The following is a 25,633-nucleotide window of genomic DNA, read 5'->3' on the forward strand; positions in this document are numbered from 1 at the left end:
GAAGTGGGGCGAGTTTTTCGTCTCACTTCTTTTTGCGATTCATGCTATAATTGAACTATGGAGTACATAATAACGGAGGTGGCAACGTATATAATGGGAAGTGTCATTAATCGCATTCAAGGGATGCTAGAAGAATTGCCGAAATCAGAGGCAAAAGTGGGACGCGCCATTTTGGACGACCCTAGCAAAATTGTAAAAATGTCCATTCATGAATTGGCGGAATGTTCTGGTGCTAGTGGAGCTGCGGTCATTCGGTTTTGCCATTCGATGGGGCTAGAAGGTTTTCCAGAGCTGAAAATGAAGCTTTCAGTGGAGCTTGTGAAGCCTGAGAAAACGGGCTATTACGATATCGAGCCAAATGAAGACTTTGAGGAAATTACGCGTAAACTAGTATCCAATACGGTTCAGACGTTGAATGATACAGTGGGACAATTGGATAAGGAAAAAGTATGGCTAGCTTGCGATATGTTGCAGCAGGCGGACACGATTTATGCGTACGGTGTCGGCGCTTCTTGGTTGATTGCCGAGGATATTGCACAGAAATGGATGCGCGCTGGGAAACACGCTGTGGCGATTGCTGACCCGCATATTTTAGCGATGGCTTTTGCCGCTGGTTCCAAAAATGCGTTGTTCTTCGCGATTTCAAATAGTGGCGAGACGAGCGCAGTGTTGCAATTGGCAGATGAAGCGCAAAATAATGGCTTGCAACTGATTAGCTTAACGCGTTTCGGTCAAAATAAACTAAAGCAAAAAGCAGATGTGGCATTGGAAACGTCGCGTGCGCCAGAAACAGAGTTGCGAAGTGCGGCGACAAGTTCCAGACAGGCACAATTTTTGGTGATTGATATTCTATTTTATTTCTACGCATCGCATCATTATGAGGATATGATTGAGCAAATCAGGGCATCACGCGCGGCAACAAACCGATTTAGAGAATCGTGAGTGACATAGGCTCGCTATTTTCTGAAAAGAAGTGCTTGACTTCTGGCGAAATATCCGCTATCATAAATCCTATATTAAATCTTGCGTTGATGAAGAGTAAGTAACATGATGGACGTTTTTTAGAGAGCTGATGGTTGGTGCGAATCAGTAGCGGAAATGATGTGAATGGACTTCGGAGCGACTAAGCTGAACGGGAATTCTCCTCAGTAGGAGTTAGCGATTAGGCCTTATCGTTACACAAGGCACCCCATAGTTATGTGGGATTGAGTGAATCGTTTTTTCGATTAATGAAGGTGGCACCACGGGTCTCCCGTCCTTATCTAATTTTATTAGGTATGGAGGGAGGCCCTTTTTTGTTGGGGGCGTTCGAACAAAGTGAGTTACGCCCCCAATATACATTCGAGCAAAGCGAGAATGTAGTAACGAAGCGTGGCAAGATGAAAACCAAGATCGACCATAAAACCAAAACATGAAGCAAGAAGAGTAAGCAAAAATGATTTTTCTAGAGAGTCAGTGGCTGGTGTGAACTGATAAAATCCTTTTGCCGAAGTGGTCCTTGCGCGTGTGGCTTTGAACGAAGAAGTAGGAGCTGCCGGGTTCTCCCGTTAACGAGATAGAGTATGAACGTGTACTCGAATGAGATGGAACTTTGTTAGTTCTAATATGAGGTGGTACCGCGAATTTTCGCCCTCTAAAGATACAGTGTAGGATGCTGTTGTCTTTAGGGGGCTTTTTGTATATCGAAATGGAGGAATGGAAGATGAGATTAGTGAAAAAAATGCAGGCTGATACGATTACGGCGATTTTGGCGTATGAACGTTTAGATGGGAAAAATAAAGCGTTGTTGGAAGGCGCGGCGCGGGATGCGGATGCGGGGCGTTATTCGATTATTGCGATGGACCCGGTACACGAGATTGCGATTCACGGGACGCGGTTTGTGATGGATGGTGTGGAGAGGGAAGTGACGGACCCGTTGTTGGAACTGGATCGGGTGATTCGGACGGATAGCGTGGCGGAGTCGGGTTTACCTTTTGAGGCTGGGGCGATTGGGTATGTTGGGTATGATACGATTGCGCTATATGAGGATTTGGGCGAGATGCCTAGTGAGACGCGTGCAGGATTAGCGGATAGCCATTTTATGTTGTATGAGTCATTTTTGATTATGGATCATCAAGCGGAGGAAATCATGCTGGTGCAGGATAATTGTTATACGGGGCGTGCGGAAAGTGAGATGGAGCGCGCGATGGTGTTGATGCGGGAGCAGTTGGTGACGCCGAATGAGCGGGAGTTGCGTGATTTGATGGTGGCGCCGATGGAATATTCGAGCAATACGACGAAATCTGAATACATGGCGTTGGTGGAACGTGCGAAGGCGCATATTCGTGACGGGGATTTCTTTCAAATTGTGTTGTCGCAACGTTTAGAGGCGAATTTTACGGGAGATGCGTTTGATTATTACCGGAAATTGCGATTGTTGAATCCGTCGCCGTACTTGTTTTTTGTGGATTTTGGTGAGACGAAGTTGATTGGGTCTTCGCCGGAGAGTTTGGTGAGTGTAACGGGGGACGTTGTGGTGACGAATCCGATTGCGGGGACGCGTAGACGGGGGGAGACGAAGCAGGAAGATGAGCGTTTGGCGGATGAGCTGCTACACGATGAGAAGGAGTTGGCGGAACATCGGATGCTTGTGGATCTTGGACGGAATGATATTGGGAAGGTTGCTGTGACGGGGACGGTGAGTGTTCCGGTGTACTTGACGATTGAGCGGTATCGCTTTTTGATGCATTTGGTGTCAGTCGTGGAAGGGCAGCTGAAACTGGGATTGACGGCAATGGATGCGCTGAAGTCGGTGTTGCCAGCTGGGACGGTCAGCGGGGCGCCTAAGATTCGCGCGATGGAGCGGATTTATGAATGGGAAAATGTAAAACGGGGGCCTTATGCGGGTGCTGTTGGCTATTTGACGCATCGTGGGGATTGTGATTTTGCGCTGGCGATTCGGACGATGGTGTTGCATAACGGAACGGCTTATGTGCAGGCGGGCGCGGGTGTCGTGTATGATTCGGACCCTGAGAGTGAGTATTTGGAGACGCTGCAAAAAGCAAAAGCGTTACTGGAGGTTGGAAAATGATTTTACTAGTGGATAATTATGATTCGTTTACGTATAACTTGGAGCAGTATTTGATGGAATATGCGAGTGAGGTCGTTGTGAGACGGAATGATGCGGCGGATTTGATGGAAGTGGCGGAGCGCGCGACGGGGATTGTGTTGTCACCGGGACCTGGGAAGCCGAGTGAGGCTGGGTTACTGGAAGAGGTTGTACGGGTGTTCGCGAACCAAAAGCCGATGTTAGGTATTTGTTTGGGACACCAAGCGATTGGCGAAGTGTTTGGTGGGACGGTGAGCCAAGCGGAGAAAATTAGACACGGTAAAGTTTCGATGATGAAACAGAGTGGTGGCGCGATTTTTGCTGGACTGGGTGAGGAACTGGAAATTATGCGGTATCATTCGCTTATTGTAGAGCAGGCAGATTTTCCGGAAGATTTAGAAGTTTTGGCACGATCGCTCGATGATGATGAAATTATGGCGATGCAGTTGCGTGATTACCCAGTTTATGGGTTGCAGTTTCATCCGGAATCGATTGGAACGCTTGACGGAAAACAAATGATGGCCAATTTTGTAGCGATAGTAGAGAAGGAGGGGAAGCATGATGGAAGCATATTTGCAAAAAGTATATGACCAACAAAATTTAACGCGAGAAGAAATGCGTGATGTAGCGACAGCCATTTTTGCAGGGGAATTGACGCAGGCACAGATGGCGGCTTTCCTGATGGCTTTGAAAATAAAAGGGGAAACGATTGAGGAAATGCAGGCAATCGCAGAAACGATGCAAGGAGTGGCGATGCAGTTGCCGATGGACGGCGCGAATACGATGGATAACTGCGGAACTGGCGGCGACAAGTCGATGAGTTTTAATGTGAGCACGACGTCTGCCTTTGTGTTGGCAGCAGCTGGTATTAAAGTCGCAAAACACGGCAATCGCAGCATTTCAAGCCGGTCGGGAAGCGCGGATGTGTGTCAGGAATTAGGCATAGATATTTCGCTTCAAGCAAGCGATATGGTATATTTACTGGAGAATGCTGGTATTGCTTTCTTATTCGCACCACATGTTCATCCAAATATGAAATACGTGATGGGCGTAAGACGCGAACTGAATACACCGACAATTTTTAATTTAATCGGACCGTTAACAAATCCTGTGCAACTTGAAACGCAGCTGATGGGCATTTACCGCCGTGATTTATTAGAACAAACGGCTACCGTTCTTGGGAAATTAGGTCGGAAACGCGCGGTTGTCGTGAACGGTGGGGGCTTTACAGACGAGGCCTCTCTTGCAGGTGAAAATCATTACGCACTACTCGAAAATGGCGAAGTGACGCTACACACGTTTACACCAGAAGATGTAGGTATGGAAAGTCGTGATTTGGAGGCAATCAAAGGCGGCGATGCGAAACGAAATGCAGAAATTTTGCTATCCGTTTTAAAAGCAGAACCAGGCGCTTATTACGATACCGTCGTTTTAAATGCAGGACTAGGTTTGCTCGCTCACGGAAAAGTCGCAACATTAGAAGCAGGACTGGCGATGGCAAAACAATTAATTGATAGCGGCACGGCATACGCCAAATTAACGAAATTACTAGAATGCCAAAAGGAGCGATTAGTAGGATGACATTTTTAGAAGAAATTTTAGCGAAAAAAGCGCAAGAGGTGGCGGATATGCCATTAGAAAAAGTCGAATTGGACCGCCAAAAACCGTATTTTTATAATTTTTTACAAGCGAATAAAGAGGCAGTCCAACTCATCGCGGAGGTAAAACGAGCATCTCCGTCCAAAGGTGCGATTAACTTGGATGTTGATCCGGTTGCACAGGCGAAAAGTTACGAAAAAGCAGGAGCTGGCGCGATTTCGGTTTTAACAGATCAGGCGTTTTTCAAAGGAGATATTGAGGATTTGCGAGCTGTTGCGGAAGCTGTGTCGATTCCTGTGTTATGCAAAGATTTTATCATCAGCGAAAAACAATTAATTCGTGCGAAAAATGCTGGGGCTTCTATCGTTTTGCTAATTGTCTCGGCGTTATCAGAAGACGACTTGGCAACGCTGTACAAACAGGCGGTTGCACTTGATTTGGAAGTACTTGTCGAGGTGCATAATGAGGTGGAATTGGAAGTTGCGGAACGTTTAGGCGCGAAATTAATCGGCGTGAACAATCGCGATTTACATAGTTTTGTCGTCGATATTGCGGTTAGTGAGCGCGTTGCCAAGCAATTTTCACGGACGGATGCTTGTTACATTAGTGAAAGTGGGATTCGCGAACCTGCGGATGTCGCCCGTGTTGCGAAGAACTACCAAGTGGTGCTAGTCGGCGAAGCGTTAATGCGTGCAGAAAACGTGGAGCAAGCAGCGAGTAAATTGAAGGTAAGTCGCGTATGACACAGGTCAAGATTTGCGGTTTGAAATACCGTACAGACGTCGACGTTGCAGTAGCCTATGGCGCGGATATGATCGGTTTTGTTTTCGCAAGAAGCAAGCGCCAAGTCACGGCAGATCAGGCACATATGCTCGCCAAAAACCTCCCAAGCACAGTCAAAAAAGTAGGCGTTTTTGTGAATGAAAGCCCGTCCGAAATCAATCGCATCGCAGCAACAGTACCACTTGATATCGTGCAATGCCATGGCCAAGAAACCCCAGAAGAAGTCGCTAAAATCAACTATCCAACCATCAAAGCCTTCCAAGTGAAAGATAGCAAAATCAGCGGTAACATCGAAGCGTACCCAAATAGCCTCTTGTTGCTTGACGCACCAGCTTCCGAATACGAAGGCGGCAGCGGTGAAACGTTTGACTGGGAAAGCCTCAACGATACCATTTTGCCACAAGAAAAAATCATCATCGCAGGCGGACTAAACGCAGAAAATGTCCAAACAGCAATCGCAAAATTTCATCCATTCGCCGTCGATATCTCATCTGGCGTCGAAACAAACGGCACGAAAGACCCTGAAAAAATCATCACATTCATCCAAAAAGCAAAGGAGACGAAATAAATATGAGTTACAATGCACCGAACAAAGCTGGATTTTACGGCAATTATGGCGGACAATTCGTCCCAGAAACATTAATGAAAGCAGTCACAGAACTAGAAGTAGCCTACGAGCAATCCAAAAAAGATGAGGCGTTCCAAAAAGAACTAAACTACTATTTACGCGATTACGTCGGTCGTGAGTCACCGCTTTATTTCGCGGAACAACTAACCAAACATGCAGGCGGCGCCAAAATTTACTTAAAACGCGAAGACCTCAATCACACGGGTGCACACAAAATCAATAACTGCATCGGCCAAGCCTTACTAACTCGCCAAATGGGCAAAAAGAAAGTCGTCGCAGAAACAGGCGCAGGCCAGCATGGCGTCGCAACAGCAACCGTAGCGGCTCTGTTCAATCTTGAATGTACGATTTTTATGGGAGAAGAAGACATTCGCCGTCAGCAGTTAAACGTTTTTCGAATGGAACTACTCGGCGCAAAAGTCGTCAGCGTTTCAGGTGGTAACGGCACGCTCAAAGACGCCGTCAACGAAGCTTTGCGTTATTGGGTTGCTAACGTGGAAGACACGCATTACATCATGGGTTCTGTCCTAGGGCCACATCCATTCCCGCAAATTGTCCGCGATTTCCAAAGCGTCATCGGCAAAGAAGCTCGCGCCCAACATCTTGAAAAAGAAAACCGCCTTCCAGAAGCAATCGTAGCTTGTATTGGCGGAGGCAGCAATGCGATGGGACTTTTCTATCCTTTCGTGAACGATAAAGCAGTCAAAATGTACGGCGTTGAAGCAGCAGGCTCCGGTCTTGATACTGCTTTTCACGCAGCGTCCTTAACGAAAGGCGAAATCGGCGTCCTGCATGGCGCAATGATGCACATTTTACAAGACGATGCCGGTCAAATCCAAGAAGCCTATTCGATTTCCGCAGGGCTTGATTATCCAGGAATCGGTCCAGAACATAGCCATTTCCGCGATGAAGGTCGCGCCGAATACGCCTCGGTAACAGACGATGAAGCCGTCGAAGCGTTTCAATTACTTTGCCGCACAGAAGGCATCATTCCAGCACTGGAGAGCTCGCATGCAATCGCTTTTGCCGTAAAACTAGCAGCCGCAATGAACTCTGAAGAAAGCATGATTGTTTGCCTGTCCGGCCGCGGAGATAAAGACGTGGATCAAATCCGCGCACGTTTGAAAGGAGATAACAAAAAATGAAATTACAACAAGCAATCGAAAATGCACATGTAGCCGTTGTCCCATACATGATGGCAGGCGACGGAGGCCTTGACCAATTAGAGTCTCAGATGCAGCTTCTAAGCGATGCAGGCGCGACAGCTATCGAAATCGGCATTCCTTTTTCCGATCCAGTAGCAGACGGCCCAGTGATTCAAAAAGCAGGCTCCCGCGCACTAGAAGCCAACATCAGCTTAGAACAAATTCTAAACCAACTAGCAACAAGCAAAATCGACATTCCACTCGTTGTTATGAGTTATTTCAACCCAATCTACCATTTAGGCGTAGAAAAATTCATCGAACTAGCACAAAAAACACCGATTAAGGGGTTAATTATCCCTGATTTACCATATGAACATCGCGACCTAGTCCAACCATACCTTGAAAACACAGATATCGCGCTCATTCCACTCATCTCACTAACCAGCCCGAAAGAACGTATCGAGCTCATCGCCAAACAAGCACAAGGCTTTATCTACGCAGTCACAGTAAACGGTACAACCGGAGAACGCGCTGTATTCGGAGACACGATTGACGAGACGTTAACTTTCTTAAAACAAGTCAGCCCAGTCCCCGTACTAGCCGGATTCGGAATTTCGAATTTAGACCACGTCGCTCGTTTTGCGAATGTTTGTGATGGTGTGATTGTTGGTAGTAAAGTGGTGCAGTTATTGCATGAAGGCAAACATGACGAGCTTAGCGAATTTATAACAGGAGCGAGTCAGCTCACAAGATAAAAAGCGAATATTTTCGCTTTTTTTTTGATATTTTTCAACTAATGATTGCAAGCTTGTGCAAGAAGGAGTAAACTAAAATTTAGTTGTGTTTTCTTTTTACACTAAAAACGGCTCCAATTTGAGCACTTTATAATAAAGGACGAGATCTATGTCTTCTTCAAAACTACTACGTGGCACATTTATTTTAACATTAGGAACGTTTATTTCTAAATTTCTAGGTCTATTCTATGTCATCCCTTTCTACTGGATTATGGGTGGCGCAGGTCCGATGACATTGTACAACTTCGGTTATGTACCGTATCAAATCTTTCTCGGAATAGCAACAGCAGGGGTTCCGCTTGCGGTCGCGAAATATGTCGCCAAATATAATGCTATTGGTGAATACGAGATTGGGCGTCGCTTGTTTAGAACGGGCGTGTACTTAATGCTTGTAACCGGTATTTTGAGTTTCATCGCGATGTATGCTTTAGCGCCAGTGCTTGCAGGCTTGCAATCTATCGAAGGCAGTGGGTATACAGTGGCGGATGTGACAACGGTTATTCGAGCGGTCAGCTTTGCTTTGATTGTTATTCCGGTCATGAGCTTGATTCGTGGCTTTTTCCAAGGCTATCAATCGATGGGGCCTTCTGCGGTTTCTCAAGTCATTGAACAAATCGTGCGCATCGCCTTCTTGCTTGCTGGTTCGGCTTTCGTCTTGTATGTCATTCATGGCACGATCGCGAGCGCTATTAGCTTGGCGACATTCGCTGCCTTTATCGGCGCGCTAGCCAGCCTTATCTGTTTGCTATGGTACTTCTTCAAACGCAAAAAAGGACTCGATGCCTTGCTGCGAACAAGTAAAGGAGAAGTCACCGTTTCGCTTCCTTCGATGTATAAAGATATTTTCATCACCGCGATTCCGTTCGTTGTCGTAGGGATTGCAAGTTCCCTGTATCAACAAATCGACCAATTCACATTCGGACGTATTTTAACATGGATTGGCTACAGCGGACATGAAGCCGAGAATTTACTCGGTATTGTTAACTTCAGTGCGCAAAAATTAGTTATCATCCCAGTCAGCTTGGCGACGGCATTCTCGATGACGATTGTGCCACTTGTTACAGCTGCCTACATGCGCGGCGAACAAGAAAATGTGAAAAAACAATTAAACGATGTTTTCCAAGTTTTACTTTTCATTACGCTACCGGCTTGTATCGGTATGTCACTTCTAGCTGAACCGCTTTACACCGTGTTTTACGAACATGATCCAGCAGGAATTCAGATTTTAGCGGCATATGCACCAGTTGCGATTTTACTATCTTTATTCAGTGTGACGGCTGCGATTCTACAAGGAATTGACCAACAGCGTTTCACGATTTTAAGTTTATTGCTCGGTTTGCTGACGAAATCCGTGTTCCAAATGCCACTAATGATGTGGATGGGCGCGCGCGGTTCTGTTATGGCAACCGGATTAGGTTACACGGTTTCCGTTATTTTCGCAATGATTATTATTCGGAAATACGCCAACTATAATTTCAGCGTTATTTTAAGAAGAACGGTACTTATGTTGATGTTAAACTTAGCAATGGCAATCGTTGTCTTGCTTGCTTACTACGGTTTCACATTCTTCATCAACCCAGAATCGAAATTTGGTTCCATGTTGTTGCTTATTCTCTGCGGCGGACTAGGAGCAATCGTCTATAGTTATCTAAGTCTGCGCCTACGGTTATTCGATAAAGTATTCGGACCAAGAGCAGCATCCATCAGGAGAAAACTGCATATTAAAGCCTAACGAAAAAAGTTTGCGAGCCAAAAATCGGCTTTGCAAACTTTTTTTGTTTAGAAAATGGCTTTTTCAGTAGAGGAAAAAATCAAATGGGTGGAAGATTTGCCGTATTTAATCGCATCATCAATAAACAGCTCCAAAGCTTCCATACTGACCGAACTGATTTTAACAAGGTAGCTAAATTGTCCAGCTAAACGATGACATTCCAACACATCCGGTTGTTTCACACAAAAATCGTAAAAAGCTTTGCAATCATGTGTTTCAAATAAGATGAAAGCAGTCATGATTCGTCCAAGTGCAGCAAGCGATATGTTAGCAGTATAGCCAGTAATAACCCCTTTTTCTTCTAATTTCGTGACCCGTTCTTTTGTGGCGGGAGGGGTTAGCATGACGAGCTCGGCTAGTTCTTTCATCGAAATCCGCGCATTTTTTTCTAGAATGGATAGGATTTTGATATCTGTATTGTCCATTTTATACCTCGTTTCATTAAATAAATATTTTGAGACGATAAACTTTGTTTTTAATAGTATAACATAGAAAATTGGTTAGATAATATATGTAAATTCGTTTTTCATTTCGTTAAAATAAGGATAGGAAAAGGAGGTTTTCGAGATGACAAAAAGAATTATGATGTTGCTTGCAGATGGGTTTGAGGCGGTAGAAGCCAGTGTTTTTACGGATGTACTTGGTTGGAATCAGTTCGAAGGAGCAGGGGGAACGGAGCTGGTGACGGTTGGTTTGCGTGAGCAATTGAGGTGTACGTGGAATTTCACAGTAGTTCCAGAGTATACGCTGGATCAAGTAGATCTTGCTAGTTTTGATGCGTTGGTGATTCCTGGTGGTTTTGAAGAAGCTGGGTTTTATGAAGATGCGTATGATGAGGCGTTTTTGGACGTGATTCGGTATTTTTATGCGCAGGATAAATGGATTGCTACGATTTGCGTTGCGGCGCTGGCACTTGGAAAAAGCGGGATTTTGCAAGGAAAGAAAGCGACGACGTATAACGGTGTTGGCAGTGTGCGACAAGCGCAGTTGCGGGAATTTGGCGCGGAAGTATTGCAAGACCCAATCGTAATGGACGGCAAAATTATCACATCTTACAATCCATCAACAGGCTTTGATGTGGCATTCTTGGTTTTGGAATTGCTGACGAATGCGGAAAACAGACAACATGTTGAACGGTTAATGGGATTTCGCGACTAAAAAAGAACTAAAAGGCATAAAAAACCTCTTAGTTCCAGTGATTAATAAGGATTGTCATCCGTTTCGCTGAATTTCTTCAAGTAATACGGAATTTGTTCAGCGACTTCGGTTGGCAAGACAACGTATTTCTTTTTCGCCAATGTTTCGCCAATATAACTGTGCAAAAATACAGCGGTTAAAACGGCATGTTTCGGCGTTTCAAGTTGACCGAGCAAGCCTGCAATCATGCCTGCCAATGTGTCTCCCATGCCACCAGTTGCCATCGCAGGTGTACCGTATATGTTTTGCCAAATATCATCCTCGATATAAACGCGCGTGCGATGATCCTTCAACACAACAATGGCATGCAATTCATCCGCGAAATCTTGATTTTTCGCGTCATCCAAGCTCTCCGTGTTCGTGTGCGTCAGCCGCTCCCATTCTTTGCGGTGCGGAGTGAAAATCAGCGTCGCGTCCGGCGTCGGGTACTCCCCATTCGCATACAACGTAATACCGTCACCATCCACAATCACGCGCTGCTGGGCATGCGTATGCTCACAAACAAGATGCAGTAACGTTTGCGCCGTCTCGTCCAAGCCAAGTCCTGGTCCAATCAAAATCGCATCAAACTGCGGCAAAACTTCCATCAAGTAATCCGTATCGCTCGAATCAATAAACATCGCTTCCGGAAGCCTAGCGTGAAGTGCAGATCGGTTCACATGATGCGTCGCCACAGAAACAAGTCCAGCACCACTATGAATCGCACCTTGCGCAGCCATAATAATCGCGCCACCTAACCGTTCATTGCCACCGATTAATAAAACACGTCCATAATCGCCTTTATTCGTCTCATCGTCCCGCTGTTTAATCCACGCACAAACCACTTTTGGCGTAATTTTTTTCATGATATATCGTCCTTTCTTCTATTTTTCGTATGTAATTGCGCTTTTTCTTGCTTAATTGTTCAATATAGTATAACCTATCCACAAAAGGAGTGAAAGTAATATGAAACCGATTTTTCCGGCAGTAAAAGCAGTTATTGTACATAAGGGTCATTTTCTTGCCTTAAAGAAGGCGGACGCGGACGGGGATGTCTGGGAGCTGCCTGGTGGCAAGATGAACTTTGGTGAGACAAAAGGTGAGGCGTTATTCCGCGAAGTGCTTGAAGAAACAGGCTTACAAGTCCAGCCATTTATTTTGTATGATACGTGGGAATTTTTCCAACCAGAGTATCAAATTACCGGCGTGATTTATTTGTGTGAAAAACCAGAAGGCGAAGTTCGAATTTCGAGTGAACATAAAGCGTACGAATGGTTTCCACTGGAAGCAAGCAGCCTGGAACGAATGGATGTCGTCTTTGCGTCGCGCATGGTTCGCTGGGATTTTGATGCGATTAAAGGATTTATGGCGTAATTCACCTCAAAATGCTTTCATGTCGCAACAAAAGAGTATACAATAGGGGAGTAAATATATAATTTGAAGGGATTGTTAGGAATATGAGTACAATCAATTGGCAAGAAGAAGCGGAAAAACGTCGCGAGGATTTCAAACGTGATTTATTCGCCATTTTAAGCATTCCAAGTGTTCGCGATGATTCCAAAGCGACAGAAGACGCACCATTTGGTCCAGACGTGAAAAAAGCATTGGATTTTGCTTTAGAATTGGCCGAAAAAGACGGCTTTGCGATTAAAGAAGTTGGCAATGTAGCGGGACACGCGGAGTTTGGACAAGGTGAAGAACTTGTGGCAGCGCTAGGTCACGTTGATGTTGTACCAGTTGGCGATGACTGGTCACACGATCCATTTGATCCAATTTTGAAAGATGGGAAAGTATTTGCCCGTGGCTCAGCGGACGATAAAGGCCCAGCAATGGCGGCATACTATGCGATGAAGATTATTAAAGAATTAGAGTTGCCATTATCACGCCGTGTGCGGATGATTTACGGTTCGGATGAAGAAAGCGGCATGTCTTGTGTGGAGCGTTATTTTGAAACAGAAGAACAACCAACAATGGGCTTTGTGCCAGATGCTGAATTCCCGATTATTCACGCGGAAAAAGGTATTTCTGAGTTGGATATTTCGTTCAAAGATGGCGAAAAAGACGGCAATGCAGACTTCCGTTTAATCAGTTTTGAATCTGGCGCACGTTACAACATGGTTCCAGACCACGCGAAAGCTGTTTTGGAAGATGTTAAAGATGTGGCCCAGCTTACAAAACAATTCGACGCTTACAAAAAAGAAACAAAGCTTGCTGGTGAACTTGTAGAATCTGGTAATCAAGTAACGGTTTCTCTTATCGGTAAAGCAGCGCATGCGATGGAGCCAAACAATGGGATTAACGCAGGTCTGCATTTAGTTGCGTTCCTTGGCAAATTCACATTGACTGGTGCGGCGAATGATTTCGTGATGTTCGGTAAAGATTACTTATACGGCGATTCACGTGCGATGAAACTAGGTATCCGTTACGAAGATGATGAAAGCGGCGAATTGACAATGAACGTCGGCGTGATTCGTTACAGCGTCAGCGAAGGCGGTCGTTACGGCCTCAACTTCCGTTACCCAGTGACAGCAAACATGGATAAGCTAAAACTAAAAATGGAAACAGTAGTAAACGAATACAGCGGTCAATACACGCACTACGATGATTCCAAACCACTATTCGTACCAAAAGACCATAAATTAATCAAAGTGTTGCAAGAAGTATACACAAGCCAAACAGGCGAAGAAGCAACATTGCTTGCTATCGGTGGCGGAACTTATGCGCGTCATATGGAGACAGGTGTTGCCTTTGGAGCCCTATTCCCAGGCCGCGAAGACACGATGCACCAAAAAGACGAATTCGCGTATTTCGACGATTTAGTAAAAACAATCGGAATTTACGCAGAAGCGCTTTACAAATTAGCGAAGTAAGGTATATAATTGAAAAAAATTAAATGAAAGCAGAGATGCGGAAAAAAGGAGGAACTTGCTGTCAAGCGACCCTTTTTTCCGTCACTGCTTTGATTTGAATTTTTAGATAGTTGCAAAAATAGGTAATAAAGGAGTGCTAACAATGAAAGTATTAGTAAACAATCAATTAATAGAACGCGTAGAAGCAAAAATTGATATAGAAGATCGGGGATATCAGTTCGGAGACGGTGTATACGAAGTTGTTCGTGCTTATAATGGCCAATTCTTTACATACGAGGAGCACATTGATCGCCTGTACGCCAGTGCGAATAAGATTGATCTTGTTATTCCTTTTGAAAAAGCAGAATTACGTGAATTACTGGAAGGGTTACTAAAAGCAAACAATATTGGGACAGGAAATGTGTATTTGCAAGTTACTCGCGGTATTCAATCGCCTCGAAACCACGTTGTTCCAGAACTTCCATTAGAAGGTGTGTTGACGGCTTCTGCAAGTGAAGTGCCGCGTGACACGACGCTATTTGAACAAGGACGCAAAGCGATTTTGGAAGAGGATGTTCGTTGGTTGCGTTGCGATATTAAGAGCCTGAACTTGCTTGGCAACACGATGGCGAAGAACAAGGCGCACCAAGCTGGGGCTTTTGAAGCGATTTTGCACCGCGGCGAGGAAGTGACGGAAGGCTCGGCGACCAATGCGTATATTATTAAGGACGGTACGTTGATGACACATGCAGCGGATAATCTGATTTTGAGCGGGATTACACGCCAAGTTATTCTACAAGTAGCGCGCGATATCGGTGTTCCGGTTGCGGAAACTGGCTTTACGCTTACGGATTTAGCGACGGCTGACGAGGTCTTCATCTCCAGCACGACGATTGAAGTAACGCCAATCATCGAAATTGATGGCAAACAAGTGCGCGACGGCAAACGTGGCCCAATTACGAAAAAAATTCACGACGCTTTCACAGCAGAAGTTCTAAAACAATGCGGCGAATTAGCATTTAGTTAAATTTTTAAAATCGGATGAGTCTTTTGCGGACTTGTCCGTTTTTTTTGGAGGTGTCTACGATGGATCAAGATTTAAAAGCGCTTTTGCAAAACCAAGAAGAACAGTTGCTTCGTCCAGAAATCCGAACATCGAAAGAGGCGCTTAGCCAATTGCTCGCTGCTGATTTCTTTGAATTTGGAAGTTCTGGTCGAGTTTTATATCGTGAGGAAGAAATAGATGAAACGGGGATTGGCGTTGTCGATATGCAACTCAGTGATTTTGAAATCAAGCCATTAGCTGCGGATGTTGTCCTTGCGACATATCGTATTTTCAACGTAGAACAAAAGCAGTCGTCCCTTCGAAGCTCTATTTGGAAATTCCAGAACAATCGCTGGCAACTTGTCTTTCATCAAGGTACAAAAACTATGTAACTAATTACATATAAAAAAATAATTGACGAATACGCCCAATGTTATCGTTTTCAGGAAAAAATAGGCTTGACAACGATAAAATTAGGCGTATAATTGCTATTGTTAATAGTTCGTATGCGAATCTTTCGCTCTTGAACATTAAAGGAGGGGAAGTAAATATGGATGAGAAGTTGATACGAGAAGTGGTGCTATCCTTTCGATCGGTACAGCGCAAAATACACCAATACTTGCAAGAAGAGGCCGCGAAACGTGACATCACAACGGTGCAACTTTTTTCATTAGGAACGTTAAAAAGGGAACCGCACTTAACGCTTGGCGAACTAGCTGAACGGGTGCAGGTGAACAAAAGTACGATGAGCGGTATTGTGGACCGTCTTGTCAAAGCCAATTACTTAACACGCGGACGTGAAGAAGGAAATCGTCGCGCGCTTAATTTACAACTAACTGCTGAAGGCTTGGCTAAAGTCGATGAAACATATGATTTGTTTTTCAATCGATTGGAGCGTGTTTTGGAAATTGAAACAGAAGAGCTAGAAGCGATGTTAGACACACACAAGAAAATGATTGCGTTATTGGAGCGAAAGGAGTAAGAAAGAATGAACATGAAAGCAGCAACGAGTGGTATTAAAACAAACGGTATCTTGATTGTTATGCTTATGGGAGCATTTGTTACGATTTTGAATCAAACATTGATGAACGTAGCACTGCCAAGCATTATGACGGATTTCAATATTACAGCAAGTCAAGGTCAATGGTTGACGACTGGATTTATGTTAGTCAACGGCGTCATGATCCCGATGACTGCTTTTTTAATTGAACGATTCACAACGAGACAACTTTATTTATTCGCGATGATTACATTTGCGATTGGAACAACAATTTCCGGTTTTGCTGGGGATTACACGGTATTAATTATTGGGCGGATGGTACAAGCGATAGGTGCAGGTATTGTTATGCCGCTTCTAACGGTCGTTGTACTGAACTTATTCCCTATGGAACGACGCGGACGGGCGATGGGGCTTATCGGGCTTGCCATGAACTTCGCGCCAGCAATTGGACCAACGCTATCTGGATGGATTGTCCAAGAATACGATTGGCGGAACTTATTTTATATTATTATTCCTTTTGCGATTTTGGACGTAGTAGTTGCCTTCTTCTTATTAAAAAATGTCGGCAAACGTACTTTTCCAAAATTGGACTTTCTCGGGGTTATTTTATCGACCATCGGGTTTGGTAGTTTATTACTAGGATTTAGTAACGCGGGAGATCATGATTTCTTATCCGCAAAAGTTATCGGTTTTGTCCTATTAGGATTCGTTGTATTAGCGGTATTTATTTGGTATCAAGGCCGTGCAAAAGCGCCTTTACTTAACTTCAAAGTTTTCCAACACCGCACGTTTACATTGACAACAACAATCAGCTTTTTCGTGATGATGGGGCTTTATGGCGGTATGCTATTATTCCCAATCTTCTTGCAAAGCGTACGGCACTTCACACCGCTAGAATCAGGGCTTGTCTTATTGCCGGGTGCAGTGATGACCGCAGCGCTTTCGCCAGTGACTGGTATACTATTTGACCGTTTTGGCGCTAAGTATTTGTCCTTGATTGGGCTTATTATCATGGCAGTAACGACGTTCATGTTTACAGACTTAACTGAAAGCACGACATTGACATATATCGTTATTGTGCAAACGGTTCGGGCAAGCGGTATGGCAATGGTAATGATGCCACTACAAACCGCAGCGCTCAACTCGTTGCCATTATCGATGGCAGCACACGGCTCGGCGATGTTCAATACCGTCCGGCAAATCGCAGGCTCACTTGGTACAGCTTTACTCATCACTACGATGTCAAAAAGCGCTTCAAGCTATGCTAAAAATATGGGAGCTGCCGATGTTGTTGGTAAAACAAAAGAACAAATCGCCAACCATGTCTTGATTCACGGAATTGAAACAGCGTTCCTCGTATCGTCTATCCTTTCCGTTATCGCGGTGATTCTAGCATTATTCATTAAGAAAAAACAACAATCACTAGCACCAGTCGTTAAGAAAACAGAAGTAATGGATAGCTAAAATGAGAAACTTTGTGCGCAGGATGAACTTCTTGTGTGCAAAGTTTTTTTCATGTTAAAAAATCCAAACAGAGCATGACAGTTTTGTACCAAATGTATTATTTCAAAACCGAACATATGTTGACTTGACGTAAGGCGGGAAGAGAAGTAAAATTTAAAAGGTAGCTATTGGTGTAATGGCTCTTTTTTTATCCATCTTTCTAACATACATAGAAGACAAGAAGACCAATTCGTCTTAAGCAAAAGATTGATGTAATAAAGGCGAGTTCCATACGAAGTGAAGAGTGATAGACGACGCAATGTAAGCGAAGGTGAATGTAGGATGAAAGATAATTTGTTTGGAGAAGATTGGGAAATAGAACCAGCTGGTGGCGAGACGGGGAAAGCCTTTGTAGCTGTTCATGAAGACGAGAAGTTCTTTTTAAAGAGAAATTCATCGCCTTTTTTAGCTGCGCTTTCTGTAGAAAATATCGTTCCTAAGCTTATCTGGACAAGACGTGTGGAAAATGGGGATGTTATTACCGCGCAGAAATGGATTGATGATAGCCAAACGCTCGATGCCGAAAATATGCGTGAACCGCGTGTTGCCAAGCTACTAGGGCGGATTCATCGCTCGGAACATTTGCGGGATATGTTAGGCCGAATTGAGAAAAAAGATTATTCCTGTGTGTATTTATTGGATCAAGTAACGACGGATATTCAAACGACGTCTTACAATGACGCTTTAATTTTAGAGGCGCAACGCTATTTAGCTGAAAATATGGATACGTTAGAGGAAGCGCGTCATGTTGTTTGTCACGGAGATGTCAATCATAACAATTGGTTGCTTTCAGGAGAGGATTCGCTTTATTTAGTCGATTGGGACGGGGCGATGCTTGCTGATCCGGCGAATGATGTCGGAGTTTTGTTATATCAATATGTTCCGTTTGCTGAATGGAAAAATTGGTTAGCAGAATATGGCCAGGAGTTGACACCCGCTTTTTACAAACGGCTGAAATGGTTTTCGATTTGTCAGGTTTTAATGGCAATGAATTGGCAATATGAACGCGGGCGCGAACCAGAACGCTTGCGCTTAGAACAACTTTTGAAAAAAATATTAAGAGATAATGAGGTGTACGCAACGTTATGCGAGTAAAACATAAACCGTGGGCGAGAGAGAAAATCTTGGCTCATCCAGAAGTGTGTGTGGCAAACCCCGAAGATTGGAAAGGGAAATGGCACGAACTATTTGGAAATGAAAATCCGATTCATATCGAAATCGGAACTGGAAAAGGGCAATTCGTCACTGGCATGGCAACAAAACATCCAGATATTAACTACATCGGCATTGAAGTGGTGGAGAGTGTCTTGATTACGGCGCTGGACAAAGCATTGACTGCGGGCATTCCGAACTTACGTTTACTATCGGTGGACGGAGCAGATTTATTAGAATATTTCGAGCCTGGTGAAGTGGCGCGCGTCTACTTGAACTTCTCCGATCCGTGGCCGAAGAAACGCCATACGAAACGTCGCTTAACGAATCCGCGTTTTTTAGATATTTATAAAGTATTGCTGCCAGCAGATGGCGAGATTCATTTTAAGACGGACAATCGTAGTTTGTTTGAATATTCATTAGTCGCATTTTCGGAGTATGGCATGTTGTTGCATTACTTGTCGCTTGATTTGCATCACAGTGATTACGAAGGCAATATCATGACAGAGTACGAAGAGAAATTTTCCGCACAAGGTTTTCCGATTTATCGTTTAGAAGCAACTTTTAAAGCATAACAAGAGGCTGGAGCATACATGGCTCTGGCTTTTTTTCATAAAGGAGGCAAAAATGATGGATACATTGCAAGTAGGGGAGATAAAAATTCATTGGTTACGAGGTGGAATCGCGCATTTCGATGGTGGCGCGATGTTCGGCGTGGTCCCCAAAGCCCTCTGGCAGAAAAAATACGAACCGAACGAAAAAAATCAGATTCGCTGTACGACAGATCCGATGTATTTCGAATATCAAGGTAAGCATTATTTAATCGATGCAGGAATTGGCGCTGGGCGTCTGACGGAAAAACAGCGTCGGAATTTCGGTGTGATAGAAGAATCCTTCGTGCTGGAAGATTTGGCGGAATTAGGCGTTGCTCCAGAAGCCATTGATGTGATTTTAATGTCACATATGCACTTCGATCACATTGTTGGTTTAACGGACACGAGTGGCGCGAGCTTGTTCCCGAATGCGACGATCTACACGACAGAAACCGAGTGGGAGGAAATACGCCGTCCTAATATTCGCTCCAAAGCAACTTACTGGCCGGAGAATTGGCAGGGGATTGCGAATCAAGTGAAGACCTACAAAGAGAAGTTAACATTAAACGATGCCATTTCTTTAGAGAAGACGGGCGGACATAGTAATGGCCATGCGGTAATTCGAATTGATAGTCTTGGCGAGTCGGCGATTCATATGGCTGACATCTTTCCAACACGCGCTCACCAAAACGTACTCTGGGTCACCGCATACGACGACTACCCAATGGACTCCATTTTTGCCAAAGAACGATTGCGCGATGAGTTAAATGGAACTGGAAAATGGTTACTGTTTTATCATGATTCATTTTACCGTGCTTTGCAGTTTGATAAGGATGGAAATACAACAAATTCGGTGCAGTTGAATCGCGAAAATTAATCATACCCCTATATGGTATTATGGTTTGTATCCCTATATGGGGGTTATATAAATGCTTTTATATAAACGTTACTTTCTATTTAATAAAATTTCATATTTTTTATAACAGGGGGTATAAGAATGTCAGAAGTTCGTAAAGCAGTTTCCAACAGGCTGGCTAAAATCGAAGGCCATGTCAAATCCATCAAAAAAATGACCGATGAAAATCGATCTTATGATGATATTATGCTACAAATGGCCGCCGTCAAAAAAGCGTTACAAAGTGCCGAAAAAGTCATTTTCAGCGAACAAATGAAAGAAATGGTGGAACAAGGAGAATTCAACCAAAAGCGCGTAGACAGCTATATTAAATAAATGAAAAATCGTACCACAGTCGCTACAGCTATCTGGTACGATTTTTTATCTTTCGGATAGGAAATTAAAAGCTAAGATGGAAATGCTTTGCATGGCTTTGACAGAAAGTGAACACATCGTTACTCAGCGTATAGCCTTTTTTGTCAAGTGTATTTTTATTGATATTTCGAATGTTATTGGGGCGCAGTGTGATAATATAAGGCTTATCTTCTTTATAAAAGATAGAAACCAGCGTGTCCGCCTCCAATTGATGGAGTGCTTTAAATAATATTTTTTCAGGTGTTTTAGGATATAATGTCGTAAAAGTGTCGATGAAAAATGAAGCATTGTTTTTTTGGAAGTAACTTAAAGACATGTGAATAAACATTTCGTTCGCTAATGTAGCTATTTGCATATATGTTTGCCTCCTTTTCTAGATTGTAGCAAGAAATGGAAAAATAAGCGGTGGACAAAAAATGTATTTTCAATAAAATAAATACATTAGATAGCGCTTACAATCTATTTTTGTAAGTTACTGCACGACAAATCACTTTACTTAGAGTGAGCTTCAAGGTTTATACTGATTTTATAGAAAAGGAGAGGAATATAAATGATTGAAAAAGACTTAAAACAAAGCGTTGTTTTCCCGGTTGGAGAAAAAATTGAGAACGATTATTTCGTGGGAGATGCTTACCTTTCGATGCTTACCGCGCAATCGAATCCAATCGGAAATGTTACTTTCGCGCCGAATGCAAGAAACAATTGGCATGTGCATGAAGGTGGTCAGATTTTACTTGTGACTGGCGGCGAAGGTTATTATCAAGAGGAAGGCAAAGTGGCGCAACGCTTGAAGGCGGGAGATGTCGTTGAAATCGCAGCGGAAATTAAACATTGGCATGGCGCTGCGTCAGATAGCTGGTTTGTTCATCTGGCGATTGTTCGTGATCCGAGCAAAGGGGAAACAAACTGGCTAGAACCAGTGTCCGAAAGCCAGTATCAAGAAGCGAATCAGTCGAAATAAAGTGCACAACGCGAAAAAACTGCAAGTCACAATTTATGCGACTTGCAGTTTTTTAATTTTAGGCTAAGTAAACATCGATAACCGTTCCGGTCGTGGCGTCTGCGATAAACTCGAATTGCTTGCGTTCGCCGTCACGAATGGCGGTAATTCCACCGTGATAAACGAATGTGTCCATCGCGAACTTCTTGTAATGTTGCTTTTTAAGTTGAATCCACGAGCCTTCGATTGGGCCTTCTTGTTTGAACGCTTCTTTCACGTTCTCTAAAATGACATCACCCGATATTGTTTTAGGCTCAAGTAGATAATGATTGATAAAATGACCTGCCGCAGCCCCTGCTACAACACCTGTAATAAATACTTTCCAGTTCATTGTTTGCCTCCCTAAATCTTACTTTTTATATCTTGAAAAACGTTTGTTGTGTTTTATTATAACGCTTAATCTGGAAATATAAAAGCCTTTACATGTTTTTATAGTTTTTTCTTAGGCGGATGCTTTTAAAAGTGATATAATGTGGGAGATATCTCGGGAAAAGGACGGGTGCTAAATGGAAAAAGAAACGTTAGAACTATTTAAAACATTAACGGAACTGCCAGGAACTTCTGGAAGCGAGCAGTTTGTGCGTGATTTTGTGAGACAAGAAATTACGCCGGTGTCAGATGAAGTTATTCAAGATGGATTGGGTGGTATTTTCGGTGTGCGTCATGGCGCAGAAGGTGGGCCGCGGATTTTGGTTGCTGGTCATTTGGATGAAGTTGGCTTTATGGTGACGCGCATTACGGATAACGGCATGATTGCTTTTCAAACGATCGGTGGTTGGAATCCGCAAGTGCTTCAGGCGCAACGTGTGCAAGTGATTACGGAGAATGGCCCGGTCATTGGTGTCGTTGCTTCTGTGCCGCCGCATTTGTTGACGGAAGCAGAACGTAGCAAGCCGACAGATCCGAAGAATTTACTCATCGATATCGGTGCGGACGACAAGAAGGACGCGCTGGCAATTGGTGTGAAACCTGGGCAACAAATCGTTCCTGTCACAGAATTCACGCCGCTAGCTAATCCGAAAAAAATTATGGCTAAAGCTTGGGATAACCGTTACGGTGTCGGGCTTGCGATTGAATTACTTAAAGCAGTAAAAGATGAGCAGTTACCGAACACGTTGTATGCAGGCGCCAATGTTCAAGAAGAAGTAGGGCTTCGTGGTGCGGGTGTGAGTGCGCATATGATTCAACCGGATATTTTCTTTGCGCTAGATGCTAGTCCTGCAAACGATACGACGGGAGACAAGACGCAGTTCGGTCAAATTGGGAATGGCTTCCTGATGCGTATTTTCGATCGGACGATGATTATGCATCGCGGTATGCGTGAATTCTTGCTAGATACAGCCGAATCTAATCAAATTCCGTATCAATATTTCACATCGCCAGGCGGAACGGATGCTGGAAAAGTGCACACATCTAATAGTGGGATTCCGAGTGCGGTCATTGGTGTGCCAGCGCGTTACATTCACTCATCCAACACGATTTTGCACGTAGATGATTACGCGGCGGCCAAAGAAATGATTACAACTGTGATTCGCAACCTTGATAAAACAACGTACGAGACGATTCGCGATAATGCGTAATTTATGGCGTTCCCCGGTAGTTTTGACGGGCAACATCATGGCGATTTCTGCATTGGTATTTTTGCTTGGCTATGTATTGCGAGTACCTTATTTCAAAAATGCAGAATTAGGCTGGATTATAACGACGTTCATTGGTGCTGCGATGGTTCTTGGTTTCGGTTACCTCTGGTCGTGGAAAGATAGTGTGAACACGAAGAAGCGCCTGAAATAGTCGGGCGCTTCTTTTTGAAATTTATGCGAAAATATAATCAATCACTTGTGCGGCTTGTTCAATCGTGTCCACCGTCACATTTGCCTTCTCGGACAGTTCTTTGAGCGGGTGGTGTAGCGCTTCTGGGCGGATGATGATAGTTGGTTTGCCGAGCGCGATGGCTGTGGCTGCATCTGTCGCTGTATTCCACTGTTTGAATTTCTCGCCGAATAAGGCGATAACCAAGTCTGCTTTTTTCAAATGTAATTCTGTGCGTAAGTTATTGATTTTTGATGCTTGTAAGTCTTTGTAAATCGCATTTGGTTGTTCGCCAAGGACGTGCTCGCCAATCGCATCGGAAAGGTCGTGATTTTCCTGCGGTCCCCAAAAATGAAAAGTGATACCAGGTTTGGCTTGGATGCTTGCTCGCAGCTGGTCGCGCCAATCCGAATGAATTTCTCCGGCTAAATAAATATGATACTCCATAAAAAAACGCCTCCTTGTCTGCAATGATAGAAGAAAATGACGGGAATGGCAACTTTTTTGAGCGTAATTCTTTACTAATTTTGGTGGGAGCTTTAGGATTGACTTAGGAACGAAGAAGGAGTCGAGAAATAATGAAACATTTAGAGTCAGTGGAAGAATTTAATGAACTAAAAGATAATGGAAGAACGATTTTTATGTTTAGTGCGGACTGGTGTGGTGATTGTAAATTTATCGAGCCGGTGATGCCTGAAATTGAAGCGGCGCATGAAGATTTTACTTTTTCGCATGTGGATCGTGACCAATTTATTGATTTGTGCGCGGATTTAGCGATTTTTGGCATTCCGAGTTTCTTGGCATTTGAAGATGGTGAGGAAATCGGGCGTTTTGTAAGCAAGGATCGCAAAACGAAAGAGGAAATTAATGATTTTATCGATGCGTTATAAGGAAGAGGGGAGGGCTTTGCTTTGAAAATGACAACGATGAAGATGAAAGAACGGCTGGAAAAAGAGCTTGGACACCCGAATCGTGCATTTAGTTATGATCGTGAGAAGGATACGTTGAAAGTGACGGAAGCTGGCAATTCTATCACGCTATCTATTCCGCAAATTATTGCGAATTGGGAAGAAAATGGCGATGTTGCGGTGGAGAAAATCGTGTATTATGTCGTGGAAGGTTTGAAGGCTTCGCAGCATACTTTGAATCTACGCGATAGTTTAGCGCAAGTTTATCCGGTCATTCGGGCGACTTCGTTTCCGCGTGAGACGAAGGACGGTAAGGCGTTGTTGGTGGAAGAGCATACGGCTGAGACGGCGATTTTTTATGTAGTGGATATTGGGTCGTCATACCGATTTATTGAAGAAGATGCGCTACAGGACGGTTTGACGCTAGATGATGTCCGGCTGGCGGCTTTAGCTAATTTACGGCAACGAAAGACGCCAACGAAGAAGGATTCGGTAGCGGGGAATGATTTTTATTTTGTGCGAACGAATGATGGTTATGACGCGAGTCGAATTTTGAATGAGGCGTTTTTGCAGGAAATGCGAGCGCAGCTAGAAGGCGAAATGGTGCTTGCAGTGCCGCATCAGGATGTTTTGATTGTGGCGGATATTCGAAATAATACGGGCTATGATGTGTTGGCGCACATGACGATGCAGTTTTTTGCAGACGGGCTTGCACCAATTACCTCTTTACCGCTAGTGTATAATGATGGTAAACTAGAACCGATCTTTATTATGGCCAAAAACAGACCAAAGGAGTAGTTAACGTGATTGTAAATGCATTTTATAACGAAAAAGGAGTAGGGGACACACTTTTAGTCCACCTAAATGATGTAGAAAAAACAAACAATGAATCAAAAGGCAATGTAACGCGTATTTTTGACGCAGAAACAGGCGAAACGGTAGCGATCAATATCTTCGAAGTTTCGAAAAAACGCCAATTCGATGCAAATGGTAAAGTGAATTTGACAGAAGAAGACGTAGCGTTCATTAATCAAGAATTAGCGGACAATGGCTTTGATTTCGTCGTGGAGGCAGATCTTTCGCCAAAATTCGTCGTTGGATATGTTGCTTCGAAAGAAAAACATCCAAACGCAGATAAACTAAATGTATGTCAAGTGGATTTAGGCGATAAAACCGTTCAAATCGTATGCGGCGCACCAAATGTAGAAGCGGGCCAAAAAGTCGTTGTCGCAAAAATCGGCGCGGTAATGCCAAGTGGTTTAATTATTAAGCCTTCTAACTTGCGCGGAGAAGACTCGTTCGGCATGATTTGTGCGGCACGTGAACTCGCGATTCCTGACGCGCCACAAGAAAAAGGCATCATGGTTTTAGATGATGGCTATGAGACTGGTGCGGTATACCCAGTAACATTTTAAGAAGGAGGCATCTCTTGGTAATCGAGAGATGTCTTATTTTTCTTGTTTTTAGTATACAATTACGTTTGGAATTGTACTTATAGAGGCTGTTTTCGTCGTCATAAG

General features: G+C 43.9%; 30 protein-coding genes, 1 pseudogene and 2 other annotated features. Of the genes and pseudogenes, 26 read left to right on the plus strand and 5 right to left on the minus strand.

Going from position 1 to position 25,633, the window contains the following annotated elements:
• Nucleotides 1-93: 93 nt before the first annotated feature.
• From EP57_RS13985 to EP57_RS14025, 9 genes are all read left to right on the plus strand, one after another.
• Complete coding sequence (locus EP57_RS13985; RefSeq protein WP_036087657.1) at nucleotides 94-942, plus strand: MurR/RpiR family transcriptional regulator; 849 nt, start codon at nucleotides 94-96, stop codon at nucleotides 940-942.
• Nucleotides 943-1,019: 77 nt separating this feature from the next.
• Nucleotides 1,020-1,263 (plus strand) — a binding site (T-box leader).
• A 140-nt stretch (nucleotides 1,264-1,403) separates the two neighbouring features.
• Nucleotides 1,404-1,637: a binding site (T-box leader), on the plus strand.
• Between the two features lie 65 nt (nucleotides 1,638-1,702).
• Nucleotides 1,703-3,070 carry an anthranilate synthase component I gene (gene trpE / locus EP57_RS13990; protein ID WP_036087658.1) on the plus strand — a complete coding sequence of 456 codons (1,368 nt, stop codon included), beginning with the start codon at nucleotides 1,703-1,705 and terminating at the stop codon, nucleotides 3,068-3,070.
• The gene (locus EP57_RS13995; protein ID WP_036087661.1) at nucleotides 3,067-3,678 is read left to right on the plus strand and encodes an anthranilate synthase component II; all 612 of its coding nucleotides are present in this window, start codon (nucleotides 3,067-3,069) and stop codon (nucleotides 3,676-3,678) included. Before trpE ends, EP57_RS13995 begins: the two co-directional genes overlap by 4 nt.
• Nucleotides 3,650-4,669, plus strand: a complete 1,020-nt coding sequence (gene trpD / locus EP57_RS14000; RefSeq protein WP_077916874.1) for an anthranilate phosphoribosyltransferase — start codon at nucleotides 3,650-3,652, stop codon at nucleotides 4,667-4,669. The genes EP57_RS13995 and trpD overlap by 29 nt, the downstream gene beginning before the upstream one ends.
• Nucleotides 4,666-5,430 (plus strand): indole-3-glycerol phosphate synthase TrpC, encoded by a 765-nt coding sequence (trpC, locus tag EP57_RS14005; RefSeq protein ID WP_036087666.1) that lies wholly within the window; start codon nucleotides 4,666-4,668, stop codon nucleotides 5,428-5,430. Before trpD ends, trpC begins: the two co-directional genes overlap by 4 nt.
• A complete protein-coding gene (locus EP57_RS14010) occupies nucleotides 5,427-6,038 on the plus strand; it encodes a phosphoribosylanthranilate isomerase (protein WP_036087668.1) in 612 nt (203 codons plus the stop codon). Before trpC ends, EP57_RS14010 begins: the two co-directional genes overlap by 4 nt.
• 2 nt (nucleotides 6,039-6,040) lie before the next feature.
• The gene (gene trpB, locus EP57_RS14015; protein WP_036087671.1) at nucleotides 6,041-7,243 is read left to right on the plus strand and encodes a tryptophan synthase subunit beta; all 1,203 of its coding nucleotides are present in this window, start codon (nucleotides 6,041-6,043) and stop codon (nucleotides 7,241-7,243) included.
• The gene (gene trpA / locus EP57_RS14020) at nucleotides 7,240-7,998 is read left to right on the plus strand and encodes a tryptophan synthase subunit alpha (RefSeq protein WP_036087672.1); all 759 of its coding nucleotides are present in this window, start codon (nucleotides 7,240-7,242) and stop codon (nucleotides 7,996-7,998) included. The genes trpB and trpA overlap by 4 nt, the downstream gene beginning before the upstream one ends.
• Nucleotides 7,999-8,146: 148 nt before the next feature.
• Nucleotides 8,147-9,769 carry a putative polysaccharide biosynthesis protein gene (locus tag EP57_RS14025; RefSeq protein ID WP_036087675.1) on the plus strand — a complete coding sequence of 541 codons (1,623 nt, stop codon included), beginning with the start codon at nucleotides 8,147-8,149 and terminating at the stop codon, nucleotides 9,767-9,769.
• 47 nt (nucleotides 9,770-9,816) lie between these two features.
• On the opposite strand, the gene EP57_RS14030 is transcribed toward EP57_RS14025, so the two are convergent.
• Nucleotides 9,817-10,233, minus strand: a complete 417-nt coding sequence (locus EP57_RS14030) for an Lrp/AsnC family transcriptional regulator (protein ID WP_036087678.1) — start codon at nucleotides 10,231-10,233, stop codon at nucleotides 9,817-9,819.
• Between the two features lie 142 nt (nucleotides 10,234-10,375).
• Between EP57_RS14030 and EP57_RS14035 the strand changes: the two genes are divergently transcribed.
• Nucleotides 10,376-10,966 carry a DJ-1/PfpI family protein gene (locus tag EP57_RS14035; RefSeq protein WP_036087680.1) on the plus strand — a complete coding sequence of 197 codons (591 nt, stop codon included), beginning with the start codon at nucleotides 10,376-10,378 and terminating at the stop codon, nucleotides 10,964-10,966.
• Nucleotides 10,967-11,007: 41 nt separating this feature from the next.
• Here the strand turns inward: EP57_RS14035 and EP57_RS14040 are convergent, their stop codons facing one another.
• Nucleotides 11,008-11,850: an NAD(P)H-hydrate dehydratase gene (locus tag EP57_RS14040; RefSeq protein WP_036087682.1), complete on the minus strand. Its 843-nt coding sequence runs from the start codon at nucleotides 11,848-11,850 to the stop codon at nucleotides 11,008-11,010.
• Nucleotides 11,851-11,950: 100 nt separating this feature from the next.
• On the opposite strand from EP57_RS14040, the gene EP57_RS14045 reads away from it, so the two are divergent.
• The 10 genes from EP57_RS14045 (at nucleotide 11,951) to EP57_RS14090 (ending at nucleotide 20,357) form a co-directional block, all read left to right on the plus strand.
• The gene (locus EP57_RS14045; protein WP_036087684.1) at nucleotides 11,951-12,358 is read left to right on the plus strand and encodes an NUDIX hydrolase; all 408 of its coding nucleotides are present in this window, start codon (nucleotides 11,951-11,953) and stop codon (nucleotides 12,356-12,358) included.
• 83 nt (nucleotides 12,359-12,441) lie between these two features.
• Nucleotides 12,442-13,854 (plus strand): dipeptidase PepV, encoded by a 1,413-nt coding sequence (gene pepV / locus EP57_RS14050; protein ID WP_036087687.1) that lies wholly within the window; start codon nucleotides 12,442-12,444, stop codon nucleotides 13,852-13,854.
• A 142-nt stretch (nucleotides 13,855-13,996) separates the two neighbouring features.
• Nucleotides 13,997-14,860 (plus strand): D-amino-acid transaminase, encoded by an 864-nt coding sequence (dat, locus tag EP57_RS14055; RefSeq protein ID WP_036087689.1) that lies wholly within the window; start codon nucleotides 13,997-13,999, stop codon nucleotides 14,858-14,860.
• Between the two features lie 59 nt (nucleotides 14,861-14,919).
• Nucleotides 14,920-15,270 (plus strand): nuclear transport factor 2 family protein, encoded by a 351-nt coding sequence (locus EP57_RS14060; RefSeq protein ID WP_036087691.1) that lies wholly within the window; start codon nucleotides 14,920-14,922, stop codon nucleotides 15,268-15,270.
• A gap of 158 nt (nucleotides 15,271-15,428) precedes the next feature.
• Nucleotides 15,429-15,860, plus strand: a complete 432-nt coding sequence (locus tag EP57_RS14065; RefSeq protein ID WP_036087693.1) for a MarR family winged helix-turn-helix transcriptional regulator — start codon at nucleotides 15,429-15,431, stop codon at nucleotides 15,858-15,860.
• Between the two features lie 6 nt (nucleotides 15,861-15,866).
• Nucleotides 15,867-17,342, plus strand: a complete 1,476-nt coding sequence (mdrM, locus tag EP57_RS14070; protein ID WP_036087694.1) for a multidrug efflux MFS transporter MdrM — start codon at nucleotides 15,867-15,869, stop codon at nucleotides 17,340-17,342.
• A 321-nt stretch (nucleotides 17,343-17,663) separates the two neighbouring features.
• Complete coding sequence (locus EP57_RS14075) at nucleotides 17,664-18,476, plus strand: phosphotransferase family protein (RefSeq protein WP_036087695.1); 813 nt, start codon at nucleotides 17,664-17,666, stop codon at nucleotides 18,474-18,476.
• Complete coding sequence (gene trmB, locus EP57_RS14080) at nucleotides 18,467-19,108, plus strand: tRNA (guanosine(46)-N7)-methyltransferase TrmB (RefSeq protein WP_036087696.1); 642 nt, start codon at nucleotides 18,467-18,469, stop codon at nucleotides 19,106-19,108. Before EP57_RS14075 ends, trmB begins: the two co-directional genes overlap by 10 nt.
• 55 nt (nucleotides 19,109-19,163) lie before the next feature.
• On the plus strand, nucleotides 19,164-20,003 hold the full coding sequence (locus EP57_RS14085) for an MBL fold metallo-hydrolase (protein WP_036087697.1): 840 nt from the start codon (nucleotides 19,164-19,166) through the stop codon (nucleotides 20,001-20,003).
• Nucleotides 20,004-20,123: 120 nt separating this feature from the next.
• Nucleotides 20,124-20,357, plus strand: coding sequence for a metal-sensing transcriptional repressor (locus EP57_RS14090; RefSeq protein ID WP_036087698.1), 234 nt, complete (start codon nucleotides 20,124-20,126; stop codon nucleotides 20,355-20,357).
• Between the two features lie 64 nt (nucleotides 20,358-20,421).
• On the opposite strand, the gene EP57_RS14095 is transcribed toward EP57_RS14090, so the two are convergent.
• Entirely contained in the window at nucleotides 20,422-20,751 is a 330-nt protein-coding gene (locus EP57_RS14095; RefSeq protein WP_036087700.1) for a hypothetical protein, read from the minus strand.
• A 195-nt stretch (nucleotides 20,752-20,946) separates the two neighbouring features.
• Here EP57_RS14095 and EP57_RS14100 point away from each other — a divergent pair, with 195 nt between their 5' ends.
• Nucleotides 20,947-21,357 carry a cupin domain-containing protein gene (locus EP57_RS14100; RefSeq protein ID WP_036087701.1) on the plus strand — a complete coding sequence of 137 codons (411 nt, stop codon included), beginning with the start codon at nucleotides 20,947-20,949 and terminating at the stop codon, nucleotides 21,355-21,357.
• Between the two features lie 58 nt (nucleotides 21,358-21,415).
• On the opposite strand, the gene EP57_RS14105 is transcribed toward EP57_RS14100, so the two are convergent.
• Nucleotides 21,416-21,727: a PepSY domain-containing protein gene (locus EP57_RS14105; protein ID WP_036087704.1), complete on the minus strand. Its 312-nt coding sequence runs from the start codon at nucleotides 21,725-21,727 to the stop codon at nucleotides 21,416-21,418.
• Nucleotides 21,728-21,902: 175 nt separating this feature from the next.
• On the opposite strand from EP57_RS14105, the gene EP57_RS14110 reads away from it, so the two are divergent.
• Complete coding sequence (locus EP57_RS14110; RefSeq protein ID WP_036087706.1) at nucleotides 21,903-22,976, plus strand: M42 family metallopeptidase; 1,074 nt, start codon at nucleotides 21,903-21,905, stop codon at nucleotides 22,974-22,976.
• Nucleotides 22,969-23,187: a hypothetical protein gene (locus EP57_RS14115; protein ID WP_036087708.1), complete on the plus strand. Its 219-nt coding sequence runs from the start codon at nucleotides 22,969-22,971 to the stop codon at nucleotides 23,185-23,187. Before EP57_RS14110 ends, EP57_RS14115 begins: the two co-directional genes overlap by 8 nt.
• Before the next feature lie 21 nt (nucleotides 23,188-23,208).
• Here EP57_RS14115 and EP57_RS14120 read toward each other — a convergent pair whose 3' ends face one another.
• Nucleotides 23,209-23,652, minus strand: a complete 444-nt coding sequence (locus EP57_RS14120) for a YtoQ family protein (protein ID WP_036087710.1) — start codon at nucleotides 23,650-23,652, stop codon at nucleotides 23,209-23,211.
• 122 nt (nucleotides 23,653-23,774) lie between these two features.
• On the opposite strand from EP57_RS14120, the pseudogene EP57_RS14125 reads away from it, so the two are divergent.
• The 3 genes and pseudogenes from EP57_RS14125 to ytpR form a co-directional block, all read left to right on the plus strand.
• Nucleotides 23,775-24,095: pseudogene (locus EP57_RS14125) on the plus strand (thioredoxin family protein); the annotation flags it as partial.
• 27 nt (nucleotides 24,096-24,122) lie between these two features.
• Nucleotides 24,123-24,911: a DUF1444 domain-containing protein gene (locus EP57_RS14130; protein ID WP_036087909.1), complete on the plus strand. Its 789-nt coding sequence runs from the start codon at nucleotides 24,123-24,125 to the stop codon at nucleotides 24,909-24,911.
• Between the two features lie 5 nt (nucleotides 24,912-24,916).
• Entirely contained in the window at nucleotides 24,917-25,528 is a 612-nt protein-coding gene (ytpR, locus tag EP57_RS14135) for a YtpR family tRNA-binding protein (RefSeq protein WP_036087714.1), read from the plus strand.
• Nucleotides 25,529-25,633: the final 105 nt, after the last annotated feature.

The sequence above is a fragment of the Listeria booriae genome (assembly GCF_000766865.1).
Classification (GTDB): Bacteria; Bacillota; Bacilli; order Lactobacillales; family Listeriaceae; genus Listeria_A; species Listeria_A booriae.